This is a genomic window from Aeromonas sp. 603607, from assembly GCF_049171595.1.
Lineage (GTDB): Bacteria > Pseudomonadota > Gammaproteobacteria > Enterobacterales > Aeromonadaceae > Aeromonas > Aeromonas veronii.
In genome coordinates, this window is record NZ_JAAKOV010000001.1 from 187,734 (window position 1) to 201,009 (window position 13,276).

Consider the following 13,276-nt stretch of genomic DNA (forward strand, 5'->3'; position numbering starts at 1 on the left):
CCTCCTGCGCTAAGCTGTAATGGCTAAGATTCTGCTGTCATTGGACTTTTCCAAGGAGGAGAAGATGGTCAAATATCAGAATATTCTGGTGGTTATCAATCCAGAAGAGGAGTGTCAAATCGCCCTCGAACGGGCAGTCAAAGTCGCCGAGCTGGACGAAAACGCCCATCTGACCCTGCTGCTCACCATCTATGACTTCTCGTATGAAATGACCGCCATGCTCTCGGTGGACGAGCGGCAAGAGATGCGTGATGGCGTCATTTCACAGCGACGTGAGTGGCTGGACGAAATCCTGACCCCCTATCGGGCACAGGGGATCGAATGCGAAGTGAAAGTGGTCTGGCACAATCGTCCTTTCGAGTGCGTCATTCAGGAAGTGCTGGAGCAGCGACACGATCTGGTGGTCAAAGCCACTCACCATCACAGCTTCCTGCAAACCTTCATCTTTACCCCCACCGACTGGCACCTGCTGCGCAAATGCCCCTGTCCGGTGCTGCTGGTCAAGGAGGGTCACTGGCAACGGGGCGGCAACATCATCGCCGCCATCAACTGCTCAAGCGACGATCCGGATCAGAAATTGCTCAACGAACGGATCACCCAGGAGGGAAGCGACATCGCCGAGCTGCTGGGCTCCAATCTCTATCTGGTCAACACCTACCCGGGCACCCCGGTCAACGTGGCCATCGAGCTGCCGGAGTTTGACCCCAACGCCTACAACGAAGCTATCCGCAAACACCACGAAAGCCTGCTGCTCAGCCATGCCGACAAGTTCGGGATCGGTCATCTCTGGACCCGGGTAGCAGAGGGGCTACCGGAAGAGGTGTTGCCGGATATGGCCGAAGAGCTCAAGGCGACCCTGATGATCATGGGCTGCGTCGGCCGTACCGGGCTTTCTGCTGCTCTGCTCGGCAATACCGCCGAACATGTGATTGACCGCCTCTCCTGCGACATCCTGATCCTCAAACCGGCGGACTACAGCTGCCCGGTCGACAGTCGTCGCAATCAATCATAAGGTACCTGGCACCTTGCCCTCCCCTGGGACATGGCTATAATAACGCGCTTATTTGTGTCCCGGGTTTTACGAGCATGCTAGAAGAGCTGAACGCCAAAGAAAAATACAGTTTTAACAAACTGCAGAAGCGCCTGCGGCGCAACGTGGGTCAGGCCATTGCCGACTTCAACATGATTGAAGAGGGCGACAAGGTCATGGTCTGCCTCTCCGGCGGCAAGGACAGCTTCGGTATGCTCGACATACTGATGAGCCTCAAAGCCAGCGCCCCCATCCATTTCGATCTGGTTGCCGTCAACCTGGATCAGAAGCAGCCCGGCTTCCCCGAGCATGTGCTGCCCGAGTATCTGGATTCCCTCGGTATCGAGTACAAGATCGTCGAGGAAGATACCTACTCCATCGTCAAAGAGAAGGTACCGGAAGGCAAAACCACCTGCTCACTCTGCTCACGGCTGCGCCGCGGTATTCTCTACCGCACCGCCCAGGAGCTGGGTTGTACCAAGATTGCCCTTGGCCACCACCGCGACGACATCCTCGAGACCCTGTTCCTCAACATGTTCTACGGTGGCAAGCTCAAGTCCATGCCGCCCAAGCTGGTGAGCGACGATGGCAAGAACGTGGTGATCCGCCCGCTGGCCTACTGCAAAGAGAAGGATCTGATCCGCTACGCAGACGTCAAAGCCTTCCCCATCATTCCGTGCAACCTGTGCGGCTCGCAGGAGAACCTGCAGCGTCAAGCCATCAAACAGATGATGCAGGATTGGGATCGCCGCTTCCCCGGTCGTATCGAGACCATGTTCACAGCAATTCAGGACGTGATCCCGAGCCACCTGCTCGACCACAAGCTGTTTGACTTCAAGAGCATCAACCGCGACTCCGGCATCATCGATGGCGGCGACAAGGCGTTTGATCCGCCCGAGATGCCAAAGGCGCCGCTGCTGGATATCGACGAGATGGACATGCTGGATGTGATTGAAGTGCGCTAAGCCGCCGTCACAGGGCAAACACCACGCAATAAAAAAGGAGCGATGATCGCTCCTTTTTTGCTTTCTTTATCTGCCTGTTACCAACCCATCGGCATCAGCCCTTGTGCAACCAGGGGGTCAGTCGCAGCACGTCCCCCTGCAGGCGCAGTTGCCCGGCAGCGAACGCGGCCAGTTGCTTATTGCTCAGCAGCAGGTGTCCTTCCTGCCAGGGCAGCGCCTCCTGACGGGCGCCATCAATCAGATAAGCAGTGCCGCTCTGCTGCACCAGGGTAATGCGCACCCCTTCCATCTTCGGCAGGAAGTGCTTGCCGACCATGCCCGCCATCTTGTCGAGTAGCGACTGCATCTGCTGCTGACGGGCCGCCAGCTCGGCCAGCGGCAGCTCGGGACCGTTCGGCGCATCGGCCATCACCTGTACCGTCATATCGCAAGTGGCGTGCTCTTCTTTCAGGCCGACGGTCACGATCCCCTTGTCGAGGTTGAGATCCTCATCAAAAGGCAGGCGCAGTTCGCTATCGACCGTTACCTCGCCCGCCACTTCCTTGCTGTCGGTTGCAACCCGGGCAAAGGTGAGGCCGCAGCGCTGACCATTTTGCGGATCGGTCAGATAAAACCCCAGTCTGGCGTGACCAAACTCCCCTTTGGCAAAGGTCTTCATCTGGCTGTAGAAGGTGCTGTATTGCAGATCCAGCATCGGCTCAGCCAGCGCCAGCCCAGGCAGCAAGAGCGTGGCCAGCAGACTCTGGCGCACAGCCTTGGTCACTCCATATCGACGGGTCATTCAACATCCTTTTGCATCATGCATTGAAATGGTTGGGGCCTTCTGTCACCTCGTTAACCTCTACCCCCACCCCGCAGAGATCCCGATAGAGGATCCCCTTGCAGTTGAAATAGAGCGGTGCCACCCAGATAAGCCCCAACCCCATGGGGATCAGAGCCAGGAAGAAGAGCGCGGTCATCACGCCGTGGAACAGCACAATGCTGGGCCAGCCGCGAGCAAAGAGTTTGAGAGAAACCAGAATGGCCTGGGGCGGCGTCAGGCCACGCTCCAGCACCAACGGGACGGTAAAGAGCAGCCCCATGCCGATCAGGGCCGAGGGAATGAATGAGAGTACGGCGGGCAATCCCAGCAGATCGAATAGCGGGCCAAACAGGCTGGTGAGCAGACTGCCAAGCAGGCTCAACATGCCGAGGCGTACAAAGTGGCGGAAGAAGTCGAACACCTGGTTGGCGCGGGCGCGCACCCCGACCGACTGCTGCAACCCCAGCATATCGAGGGAGCTGGTCATGGGGGCCATTACCACCGTCATCAGCAGGCTCAGCACCATGGCCACATTCATCTGGCTGTCATCCCCCAGATAGGGCAACAGCAGCACATTGCTGAGCAGGATCCAGATCGCCGTCACCCCGACAATCGCCAGCAGCAGGCCAAATCCGGTACGGCGGGTCTGTTGCCATCCCTCCTGGATGACCCCTTTCAGATCAAGGCGGTAGCCCTGGTTCAGAGACTGCTCAAGGGAGCCGCCAATACGCATTTTATTACTCAATTGACTATCCAATATCGAAAACGACCAAATCAGGTGGCACATTATAGCGATTTGGTCTGCTATTCGTAGCCGTTTTTCCTGCACACTTGCGGCTAATTCGGGCCAAAAAGCCTTTAATTTCATGTGTCGGCTGCATAGAATGCGGCCCTCTTTCAACACGATGGCCACTGGCTGGGGTGAGACTGGCGGATGATGAACAATCCACAGGTAATTGTCGCGCTGAACAAGATCAGCAAAAAATACGATGGCAAGGTGATCCTGAGTGACCTTGACCTTGAAATCTATGACGGTGAATTTCTTACCCTGCTGGGCCCTTCCGGCTGTGGCAAGACCACCCTGCTGCGCCTGCTGGCCGGGCTCGAATCGGTCGACGGTGGCACCATCCATCTGGCCGGTGACGAGATCACCCATATCCCCGCCGAACACAGGCACATCAACACCGTGTTCCAGAGCTATGCGCTCTTCCCCCATATGACGGTGTTTGAAAATGTCGCCTTTGGCCTCGAGATGCAGAAAGTGCCTGCCAGCGAGATCCGCCAGCGGGTCGAGGAGACCCTCGCCATGGTGCAGCTCACCGAGCTGGCCAACCGCCGCCCGGATCAGCTCTCCGGCGGTCAGCAACAACGGGTCGCCATTGCACGCTCCGTGGTCAACAAGCCGCGCCTGCTGCTGCTCGACGAATCCCTCTCGGCGCTCGACTACAAGCTGCGCAAACAGATGCAGAGCGAGCTCAAGGCGCTGCAACGTCGCCTTGGCATCACCTTTGTCTTCGTTACCCATGATCAGGAAGAGGCGCTCACCATGTCTGATCGCATCCTGGTGATGGAGGGCGGCAAGATCATCCAGCGCGGCACACCGCGCGATATCTACGAATCGCCAGCCAACCTGTTCGTGGCCCGCTTTATCGGCGAGATCAACGTGATGGATGGCAAGCTGATCAATCAGCGTGAACCCGGTATCTGGCAGGCCGAGGTAGAGGGGCGCGAGTGCCTGCTCCATACCACCTTGCCGTTCCAGCCAGACGACAAGGTACTGGTGCTGCTGCGCCCGGAAGATCTGCGCATTCTCGATCAGGATGACGATCAGAGCAGTACGCTGCGGGGCAATATCCGCGAGCGCAACTACAAGGGGGCGACGCTGGATTCGGTGATCGAGCTCGAAAGTGGCAAACAGCTGCTTATCTCAGAGTTCTTCGACGAGGATGACCCCGATTTTGACTATCGCCTTGGTCAGGAGGTGGCGATCCACTGGGTCGACAGCTGGGAGGTGGTGCTGCCCTATGAGCCTCACTAATCTGCGGGTAGCGCACAGCTTTGCCCACAACGGCTTTCGCAATACGGCTATCGCGCTGATCCTCGGCTGGCTGACGCTGTTTGTCTTCCTGCCCAACCTGATGATCATCGGCGTCAGCTTCCTGACCCGTGACGAGTCCGAGCTTATCGCGCCGCTCTTTACCCTGAGCAACTATGGCCGCCTGCTGGACCCGCTCTATTTCGAGGTGCTGCTCCACTCCCTCTGGCTGGCGCTGCTCGCTACAAGCATCTGCTTGCTGGTGGGCTACCCCTTTGCCTGGCTGCTGGCCCATCTGCCAGCACGTATCCGCCCGCTGTTGCTGTTTCTGGTGGTGGTGCCGTTCTGGACCAACTCCCTGATCCGCACCTATGCCCTGAAAGTGCTGCTCGGCACCCGGGGGCTGATCAATGGCTGGCTGCTGGATCTGGGGCTTATCGAGCGGCCGCTGCAGATGATGTACACCGAGGTGGCCGTCATCATCGGGCTGGTCTATGTGCTGCTCCCCTTTATGGTGCTGCCGCTCTACTCCAGCATCGAGAAGCTGGATGGCCGTTTGCTGGAGGCGGCGCGAGATCTTGGCGCCAACGGCTGGCAGCGGCTGGTGCGGATCATCCTGCCCCTCACCCTGCCCGGCATCATCGCCGGTTGTCTGCTGGTGTTCCTGCCCGCCATGGGGATGTTTTATGTCTCCGATCTGCTGGGGGGCGCCAAGCACCTGCTGATCGGCAACCTGATCAAGACCCAGTTCCTCAACAGCCGTGACTGGCCCTTTGGCGCGGCCATCAGCGTGATGCTGACGGTGCTGATGGCGCTGTTGGTCTACTGCTACTGGCGGGCGGGCAAGCTGCTCAGCAAGAAGGGGGAACTGACATGATGCGCGCACTGAAGGCTCTGTTTCTGCTGCTGGTGTTTGGCTATCTCTATGTGCCCATCTGGGTGTTGATCGCCAACTCCTTCAACCTGTCGAAATATGGTATCGACTGGCGCGGCTTTACCCTGGGCTGGTATGAGAAGCTGTTTGCCAGCGCCAGCCTGATGCAGGCGGCCCAGCACTCCCTGACCATCGCCGCCCTCACCGCCACCGCAGCCACCCTGATCGGCACTCTCACCGCCGTGGCGCTCTTTCGCTATCGCTTTCGCGGCAAGCAATACGTGAGCGGCATGCTGTTTGTGGTGATGATGTCCCCCGATATCGTGATGGCCATTTCGCTGCTGACCCTGTTTGTAGTGACCGGCATTGCGCTCGGCTTCTGGTCGCTGCTGATCGCCCACATCACCTTCTGCCTGCCGTTCGTGGTGATCACCGTCTACTCGCGGCTGTGCGGTTTTGATGTGCGGATGCTGGAAGCTGCGCGCGATCTGGGGGCTGGCGAGTGGATTATCCTGCGCCGCATCATACTGCCGCTGGCCCTGCCGGCGGTGATGGCGGGCTGGCTGCTCTCCTTTACCCTGTCGCTGGACGACGTGGTGGTGAGCTCCTTTGTTACCGGCCCGGCCTACGAGATCCTGCCGCTCAAGATCTACTCCATGGTCAAGGTAGGGGTCTCCCCCGAGGTCAATGCCCTGGCCACCCTGATGCTGGTCGCCTCCCTCGGGATGGTGCTGCTGGCGCAACTGTTACTGCGTAAACGGCAGGGTTGACCCTGCCCGTTTCGTCCCCGCCACCTTTGGCGAACTCTGTCACGGTGGGCCGCAAGGCCCCATAACCCCAAGGAGTTGTTGATGACAATCCAACACAAGGCTGGCGCCCTGCTGGCAGCCGCCCTCACCCTCACCACCCCGCTGCTGAGCCAGAGCGCTCACGCGGCCGATGACAAGGTGGTCTACTTCTACAACTGGTCGGAATATGTGCCGGACGGCCTGCTGGAGCAGTTCCAGCAAGAGACCGGCATCAAGGTGATCTACTCCACCTACGAATCCAACGAGACCCTCTACGCCAAGCTGAAAACCCATGGCGACGGCTATGACGTGGTGGTGCCCAGCACCTATTTCATCTCGAAAATGGCCAAAGAGGGAATGCTGCAGCCGCTGGATCGCGCCCAGCTGCCCAACTTCAAGCACCTCGACCCTACCCTGCTCAACCACGAGTACGACCCGGACAACCGCTACTCCATCCCCTATATCTGGGGCGCAACCGGGATCGGCACCAACACCGACATCATCGAGCAGCCGGTGACCAGCTGGAAGCAGCTCTGGGCACCGGAGTGGAAAGAGAGCCTGCTGCTGATGGACGATGCCCGCGAGGTGTTCCATATCGCGCTGGTGCAACTGGGCTACAGCCCCAACACCCAGGACAAGGCGCAAATTGCCGAAGCCTTCGAATACCTGAAAAAGCTGATGCCCAACGTCAAGGCGTTCAACTCCGACAACCCGGCCGACCCCTTTATCGCCGGTGAGGTCAATATCGGCATGCTGTGGAACGGCTCGGCTTACGGCGCCCAGCGCGAATACCCCTCCATCCAGATGACCTATCCCGATGAGGGGGCGGTACTGTGGATGGACAACCTCGCCATCCCGGCCAAGGCCAAGCATGTGAAAGAGGCCCACGCCCTGATCAACTTCCTGATGCGCCCCGATGTGGCCGCCAAGGTGGCCGAGGCGATTGGCTACCCCACCCCGGTCAAGGATGCCATTCCCCTGCTCACCCCGGCGTTTCGCAACAACCCCATGGTCTTCCCGAGCGACGAGATCAAGCGCAAGGGCGAGTTCCAGTCTGATGTGGGTGATGCCTCCCGCCTCTACGAGCAGTACTTCCTGCAGCTTAAAGCCATGGTGGCCAAGGCCGGTTAAGTCGGCGGTTAATCGACCCTCTGACGGGCTTAATGGATAAAGGGGGCAATATTTGCCCCCTTCTCTTTTTAACCACCAGCGCAATTTTTAAGCACAACAGTCATAGACACTGAGAGGCACAGGCGCGCATCGATTAACAGCAAAATATATAGATAGTCATCTTTAAGCCAGACAGACCACAATTTTTGTAAGTGCTCCACTGCAGCCGGCTTCAGAGCAAATTTGTAGGGAAATATGAGGGGGGGGCGATGTATTTCTCCATTTAGAAGGGAGGAACTCATAGCGACCCCACTGTGGAGATATAGGCAAAACGGATGTGTTTATGGGGAATAACTGTGCAATTTTATCGAAACAGCTAACGTCCGATTACGATTCGCTAATCTAACTAACAGTCTTTATACCCCCTTTTCATAGGACAAATTATTATTTAGTGGATCGCCATATGCACTCTCTAAAACAGTATTTTGTTCAGTGCTTGACATTTTGTCCTCCATAACGAATTTAAAATTAACTATCGATGGTAGCGGTTTATTATGAACTTTATAGTTACGTCTATATGTGTTTACTTCTCTTTGATTCAGTCGCTTACAAACAACACCACCTTTTAATTTGTTAAGACCAACATCTGGTCGGCATGAAATATTTACACTCCCCAGTTTTAACTCACTCCAATTGCTGTATGCTGAAGATAAAAAATACCCTTGACGATTATGTTGATCTGAAGGGTTAGCTTTCAAATTAGCCTCCAACTCGGAACCTGCCTTCACTATAAAATAGCCAACAGAATCTAACACCCAATTACATCGGTCAGGCAATAAATAGTCTTTTGACACTTTTACACTGAATCTGTTTGATTGATATTTCTTAATGGGGTTATCTATTTGCCATCCCCTGAGTCTAGTATTTGCAGGTATAACACCGAACGCATAAAAAGTTTTGCTGCAAGTAGAGTCAGTTTTATTAGATGCAATGAAAGTACTATGAACAGCTAATTGATAGCCCTTATCAAAAGGAAACTCGCCCTGAATAGTAAACAATTCTGTTGGGGTGGGATTAATCTCTGGCTCAATATAGGGCTCTTTAAGCCACCAGTACCACCCTCCGCCTATCACGGCCAAAGCTACAAAACCCGATATCAGTTTGGTTTTATTTTTGATATTGCTTGAGTTTCCCTTTTCATCATCCATTGATCACCTCTTTATTTTCCTTAACCTACTTCCTACCTTTCCTTAAGACTCTCAATTTCGCTGAGTTTCACTCCCCTTCTCTTAGTAAACAACATGGCTACTGCATATATATTTCCAACTACCTACATGCTGTTTTATAACCGGATTAAAGCATGATAAAACATTACAGCCACCATGAAAGCCGTGGAAAGTTTGTAGAAGAACATGGTATCAAACACAAACGATTGCAGTCATCAAAAAGTTATCTAAAAAGGCCGTTTTCTGTTTGATGATCTAAATGAAGATCAGTCTTGTTAGATAGGATTCATTGTAACGCCCCAAAAATTAGAATATCTGATGACGATCATATCGTGCAAGAGCGGGAGAACAACCAAGGACGCTATTGTGCCCCAGTCCTTTCAGTACCAACCGCCCATCCTCAGGTATCAACTATCCCATCAAGTTCAACACCATCTGATTTGCGCCCTTAGCCGAGGAATTTATGAAATGGGCAAACAAACCGATTAATTCTGCGCTTTTTCATCACCTCTAAGGGGTGTAGATTGGTTGAGGGGGCAAACGTTGCCCCCTCTCTTTTTTCATGACCCCTCGAGGTATCACGAAAACACATTTTTCGCCGATATCGCGGGTGGCCTGAGCCAATCAGGAGTATTCATGTCCGATCTGACCCTCTATTTCGCTCCCGGCACCTGTGCCATGGCCGTGCAGATTGCCCTGCTGGAAGCAAATGCCCCGTTCCAACCCCGTCTCGTCAACCTCGCCGCAGGGGAGCAGCGTGATCCTTCGTATCTTGCCATCAACCCCAAAGGGCGGGTGCCTGCCCTTGTCACCGAGCAGGGCACCCTGACCGAGACCCCGGCCCTGCTGTACTATGTGGCACAGCGCTTCCCCGATGCCAAACTGGCGCCGCTGGACAACCCGTTCCTGCTGGCCCGCATGCAGGAGGTCAACAGCTTCCTCGCCTCCACTGTGCATGTCTCCCATGCCCACGGTCGCCGTGGCAGCCGCTGGGCCGATGACGAGCAAGCCATTGCCGCCATGCAGCAGAAAGTCGCCAGCAATATGCGCGATGGCTTTGCCCAGATTGAGCAGCACTATCTCGCCGGTCCCTGGGTACTCGGCGAGCAGTTCAGCGTGGCGGACATCTATCTGTTCGTGGTCGCGGGCTGGCTGAAAAGCGATGGGGTCGAGATCAGTGAATTCCCCAAAGTGGCCGATCATTATCAACGCATGCTGAGCCGTCCGGCGGTCGCCAAGGCACTGGCCAACTAACCATAAAATCAATAGCTCGATAAATAACAAGGGTGTCAGGGCTCTGCTGACACCCTTCCTGCCTCCTCCCCTGTACTTCTTCTCCCGCCTTTGAGATCGTTTTCACATTTCCGTGGTTTTGCCGTGGCCCTTCCTTAGTAAAAAGCCTATCTTTGCGCCATGACGCAACCGGTTGCGTAACCGGTTGCCTAGCGGTTCACAGATTGACGGGCCAAGGCCTGATGAGGTGCTGTATGAAACGAGGCGTACTGCTCAATGCTCCCCTGAGTGCTCTGGTGGCACAGATGGGCCACACCGACGAGATCACCGTCTGCGATGCAGGCTTGCCCATTCCGGCAGGTCCGGAGCGGATCGATCTGGCGTTGATGGCGGGGACGCCCAGCCTTGCAACCGTACTGACCGCCCTGCTCACCGATCTGGTGGTGGAGAAGGTGATCATGGCAAGCGAGATCAAGCAGATCAGCCCCGCCGCCCATCAGGCGCTGGTCGATCAGCTTGAGGCCCACGCAGCCGCCCAGGGCAAGCCCATCGCCATCGAATACTGCCTGCACGAGGAGTTCAAAACCCGCTCCCGCCAGAGCAAGGCGATCGTGCGCAGCGGCGAGGTGACTCCCTACGTCAACCTGATCCTCTGCGCCGGTGTGGCGTTCTGAATTCTTAAAGAAGGCCTCTTCAAGGAAGCTGCAAATGAGCACAACCTCCCCCCTCTCCCCCATTCTGGAGCTGACCGGGATCGTCAAGACCTTCCCCGGTGTGCGCGCCCTCGACGAAGCGGGTCTGCGGGTCTATCCGGGCCAGGTGATGGCCCTGCTCGGTGAAAATGGCGCCGGCAAATCCACCCTGATGAAGGTGCTGACCGGTATCTATCAGGCCGATGCGGGCAGCGTCAGTTACCGCGGCCAACCGGTCCACTTCAAGGGCCCCCGCGACTCTCAGGATCAGGGGATCAGCATCATCCACCAGGAGCTGAACCTGCTGCCGGAGTTGTCGATTGCCGCCAACATCTTCCTCGGTCGCGAACCGCGCACCCGTTTTGGCAGTATCGACCACAAACAACTGCGCGAGCGGGCAAGCGGCCTGCTGGCACGACTTGGCGTCAAACACGGGCCGGATACCCGACTCGGGGATCTCTCCATCGGCGAACAGCAGATGGTGGAGATCGCCAAGGCGCTGTCGTTCGATGCCAGCATCATCATCATGGATGAACCCACCGATGCGCTGACCGATACCGAGACCGATCAGCTGTTCAAGGTTATCCGCGAGCTGCGTGAGCAGGGTTGCGGCATCGTCTATATCTCCCATCGCCTCAAGGAGATCTTCGAGATCTGCGATCGGGTCACTGTGCTGCGCGATGGCAAATGGATCGGCGAGAAGGCGGTGAGCGATCTCGATGAAGACAGGATCATCGAGATGATGGTGGGTCGCCGACTGGAAGAGCAGTATCCGCGCCTTGAACGCGAGCTCGGCCCCGTCAGCCTGCAGGTGAAAGATCTGGCCGGTCCCGGCGTGCGCGGGGTCCGTTTTTCCCTGCGTCAGGGGGAAATTCTGGGCTTCAGCGGCCTGATGGGCTCCGGCCGCACCGAGCTGATGAAGCTTATCTATGGCGCCAGCCCCATCAGCGCCGGTGAAGTGGCAGTGGACGGTCATGCGCTGGTGCCCAAAAGCCCGGCCGATGGTCTGGCCGCAGGCATCGCCTATATCTCCGAAGATCGCAAAGGCGATGGGCTGGTGCTGGAGCTGTCGGTGCGCGAAAACATGAGTCTGTGCGCCCTCGACGAGTTCATCAGCAACGGCAAGATTGACGGCAAGGCCGAACGGCAGGCGGTGAGCGACTATGTGCGCCTGTTCAACATCAAGACCCCGAGTCAGGATCAGCTGATAAAGCTGCTTTCCGGCGGCAACCAGCAGAAGGTGGCCATCGCCAAGGGGCTGCTGACCCGGCCCAAGGTACTGATCCTCGACGAGCCGACCCGCGGCGTCGACGTGGGGGCGAAGAAGGAGATCTATCAGCTGATCAACCAGTTCAAGAAGGAGGGGATGAGCATCATTCTGGTCTCCTCCGAGATGCCGGAAGTGCTCGGTATGAGTGATCGCATCATGGTGATGCACGAAGGGCGCATCAGCGCAGAGTTCAACACCCGCGATGCCAATCAGGAGAAGCTGATGGCGGCGGCAGTCGGTAAACAGTGGCAAGCAGAGCAAGAGGCATTCCAATGACAACCCAAACCCTTTCCCGCCGTGGCGTCATGAGCAAGGCGTGGTGGATCGAAAACAAATCCCTGGTCGCGCTGCTGGTCCTGATTGGTGTGGTCTCGGCCTTAAGCCCCAACTTCTTCACCGCCGACAACCTCCTCAACATCCTGCGCCAGACCTCGGTCAACGCCATCATGGCGGTCGGCATGACGCTGGTTATCCTTACCGCCGGTATCGATCTGTCGGTCGGCTCGGTACTGGCCCTGTGCGGCGCGCTGGCTGCCACCATGGTCGCCATGGAGCTGCCGATCTGGCTGGTGGTGCCCCTCACTCTGGGTGCCGGTGCTCTGCTTGGCGGCGTCAGCGGCCTCATCATTGCCAAGGGCAAGGTGCAGGCATTTATCGCCACCCTGGTCACCATGACCGCTCTGCGCGGTATCACCATGGTCTATACCGAGGGTCGTCCCATCTCCACCGGTTTCAGTGACGGCGCCGATCACTTCGCCTGGCTTGGTACCGGTTACCTGTTCGGTCTGCCGGTGCCCATCTGGCTGATGGCCATCGTCTTCCTGCTCGCCTGGTTCATGCTCAACCACACCCGTCTCGGTCGCTACATCTACGCGCTGGGTGGCAACGAATCGGCTACCCGCCTCTCCGGTATCAATGTGGATCGGGTGAAGCTGGCGGTGTATGGTCTGTGCGGCGCGCTCTCGGCACTGGCAGGGCTTATCGTTACCTCTCGTCTCTCCTCTGCCCAGCCGACAGCGGGCATGGGTTACGAGCTGGATGCCATCGCCGCCGTGGTGCTTGGTGGTACCAGCCTGATGGGCGGCAAGGGCCGCATCATGGGGACCCTGATCGGTGCCTTGATCATCGGCTTCCTGAACAACGCCCTCAACCTGCTCGACGTATCCTCCTATTACCAGATGATCGCCAAGGCCAGCGTGATCTTGCTTGCCGTGATGATCGATAACAAAAGCAATCGTTGATAAGACAAGC

General features: G+C 56.9%; 13 protein-coding genes. 10 read left to right on the plus strand and 3 right to left on the minus strand.

Annotated features, from left to right (window positions below; translation table 11 throughout):
* Positions 1 to 64 precede the first annotated feature (64 nt).
* Together uspE and ttcA are read left to right on the plus strand one after the other, a co-directional pair.
* A complete protein-coding gene (gene uspE, locus G5315_RS00855) occupies positions 65 to 1,012 on the plus strand; it encodes a universal stress protein UspE (RefSeq protein WP_421332112.1) in 948 nt (315 codons plus the stop codon).
* Positions 1,013 to 1,086: 74 nt separating this feature from the next.
* On the plus strand, positions 1,087 to 1,995 hold the full coding sequence (gene ttcA / locus G5315_RS00860; RefSeq protein WP_005336634.1) for a tRNA 2-thiocytidine(32) synthetase TtcA: 909 nt from the start codon (positions 1,087 to 1,089) through the stop codon (positions 1,993 to 1,995).
* Between the two features lie 94 nt (positions 1,996 to 2,089).
* On the opposite strand, the gene G5315_RS00865 is transcribed toward ttcA, so the two are convergent.
* A complete protein-coding gene (locus G5315_RS00865; protein WP_421332114.1) occupies positions 2,090 to 2,776 on the minus strand; it encodes a DUF2987 domain-containing protein in 687 nt (228 codons plus the stop codon).
* A gap of 16 nt (positions 2,777 to 2,792) precedes the next feature.
* Positions 2,793 to 3,530, minus strand: coding sequence for a hypothetical protein (locus G5315_RS00870; RefSeq protein ID WP_005351939.1), 738 nt, complete (start codon positions 3,528 to 3,530; stop codon positions 2,793 to 2,795).
* A 201-nt stretch (positions 3,531 to 3,731) separates the two neighbouring features.
* On the opposite strand from G5315_RS00870, the gene potA reads away from it, so the two are divergent.
* The 4 genes from potA (at position 3,732) to G5315_RS00890 (ending at position 7,625) form a co-directional block, all read left to right on the plus strand.
* Positions 3,732 to 4,835, plus strand: coding sequence for a spermidine/putrescine ABC transporter ATP-binding protein PotA (gene potA, locus G5315_RS00875; protein WP_421332115.1), 1,104 nt, complete (start codon positions 3,732 to 3,734; stop codon positions 4,833 to 4,835).
* Entirely contained in the window at positions 4,822 to 5,709 is an 888-nt protein-coding gene (potB, locus tag G5315_RS00880) for a spermidine/putrescine ABC transporter permease PotB (protein ID WP_216953563.1), read from the plus strand. Before potA ends, potB begins: the two co-directional genes overlap by 14 nt.
* On the plus strand, positions 5,706 to 6,476 hold the full coding sequence (gene potC, locus G5315_RS00885) for a spermidine/putrescine ABC transporter permease PotC (RefSeq protein WP_216953562.1): 771 nt from the start codon (positions 5,706 to 5,708) through the stop codon (positions 6,474 to 6,476). Before potB ends, potC begins: the two co-directional genes overlap by 4 nt.
* 81 nt (positions 6,477 to 6,557) lie before the next feature.
* On the plus strand, positions 6,558 to 7,625 hold the full coding sequence (locus G5315_RS00890; protein ID WP_081250356.1) for an extracellular solute-binding protein: 1,068 nt from the start codon (positions 6,558 to 6,560) through the stop codon (positions 7,623 to 7,625).
* 395 nt (positions 7,626 to 8,020) lie between these two features.
* Here G5315_RS00890 and G5315_RS00895 read toward each other — a convergent pair whose 3' ends face one another.
* Positions 8,021 to 8,812 carry a hypothetical protein gene (locus tag G5315_RS00895; protein ID WP_216953561.1) on the minus strand — a complete coding sequence of 264 codons (792 nt, stop codon included), beginning with the start codon at positions 8,810 to 8,812 and terminating at the stop codon, positions 8,021 to 8,023.
* A gap of 654 nt (positions 8,813 to 9,466) precedes the next feature.
* Between G5315_RS00895 and G5315_RS00900 the strand changes: the two genes are divergently transcribed.
* The 4 genes from G5315_RS00900 (at position 9,467) to rbsC (ending at position 13,266) form a co-directional block, all read left to right on the plus strand.
* Positions 9,467 to 10,084 carry a glutathione S-transferase family protein gene (locus G5315_RS00900; RefSeq protein WP_421332117.1) on the plus strand — a complete coding sequence of 206 codons (618 nt, stop codon included), beginning with the start codon at positions 9,467 to 9,469 and terminating at the stop codon, positions 10,082 to 10,084.
* A 233-nt stretch (positions 10,085 to 10,317) separates the two neighbouring features.
* The gene (rbsD, locus tag G5315_RS00905; RefSeq protein ID WP_421332119.1) at positions 10,318 to 10,737 is read left to right on the plus strand and encodes a D-ribose pyranase; all 420 of its coding nucleotides are present in this window, start codon (positions 10,318 to 10,320) and stop codon (positions 10,735 to 10,737) included.
* Between the two features lie 34 nt (positions 10,738 to 10,771).
* Entirely contained in the window at positions 10,772 to 12,301 is a 1,530-nt protein-coding gene (gene rbsA / locus G5315_RS00910; RefSeq protein ID WP_421332121.1) for a ribose ABC transporter ATP-binding protein RbsA, read from the plus strand.
* A complete protein-coding gene (rbsC, locus tag G5315_RS00915) occupies positions 12,298 to 13,266 on the plus strand; it encodes a ribose ABC transporter permease (protein ID WP_005351946.1) in 969 nt (322 codons plus the stop codon). The genes rbsA and rbsC overlap by 4 nt, the downstream gene beginning before the upstream one ends.
* The last annotated feature ends 10 nt before the right edge of the window (positions 13,267 to 13,276 follow it).

Excerpts from the sequence above, each read along its gene's own strand:
- potB (WP_216953563.1), top strand. The coding sequence starts at position 4,822 with ATGAGCCTCACTAATCTGCGGGTAGCGCACAGCTTTGCCCACAACGGC.
- rbsC (WP_005351946.1), top strand. The coding sequence starts at position 12,298 with ATGACAACCCAAACCCTTTCCCGCCGTGGCGTCATGAGCAAGGCGTGG.
- potC (WP_216953562.1), top strand. The coding sequence starts at position 5,706 with ATGATGCGCGCACTGAAGGCTCTGTTTCTGCTGCTGGTGTTTGGCTAT.
- G5315_RS00865 (WP_421332114.1), bottom strand. The coding sequence starts at position 2,776 with ATGACCCGTCGATATGGAGTGACCAAGGCTGTGCGCCAGAGTCTGCTG.
- ttcA (WP_005336634.1), top strand. The coding sequence starts at position 1,087 with ATGCTAGAAGAGCTGAACGCCAAAGAAAAATACAGTTTTAACAAACTG.
- G5315_RS00900 (WP_421332117.1), top strand. The coding sequence starts at position 9,467 with ATGTCCGATCTGACCCTCTATTTCGCTCCCGGCACCTGTGCCATGGCC.
- potA (WP_421332115.1), top strand. The coding sequence starts at position 3,732 with ATGATGAACAATCCACAGGTAATTGTCGCGCTGAACAAGATCAGCAAA.
- rbsD (WP_421332119.1), top strand. The coding sequence starts at position 10,318 with ATGAAACGAGGCGTACTGCTCAATGCTCCCCTGAGTGCTCTGGTGGCA.
- G5315_RS00895 (WP_216953561.1), bottom strand. The coding sequence starts at position 8,812 with ATGGATGATGAAAAGGGAAACTCAAGCAATATCAAAAATAAAACCAAA.
- G5315_RS00870 (WP_005351939.1), bottom strand. The coding sequence starts at position 3,530 with ATGCGTATTGGCGGCTCCCTTGAGCAGTCTCTGAACCAGGGCTACCGC.
- uspE (WP_421332112.1), top strand. The coding sequence starts at position 65 with ATGGTCAAATATCAGAATATTCTGGTGGTTATCAATCCAGAAGAGGAG.
- rbsA (WP_421332121.1), top strand. The coding sequence starts at position 10,772 with ATGAGCACAACCTCCCCCCTCTCCCCCATTCTGGAGCTGACCGGGATC.
- G5315_RS00890 (WP_081250356.1), top strand. The coding sequence starts at position 6,558 with ATGACAATCCAACACAAGGCTGGCGCCCTGCTGGCAGCCGCCCTCACC.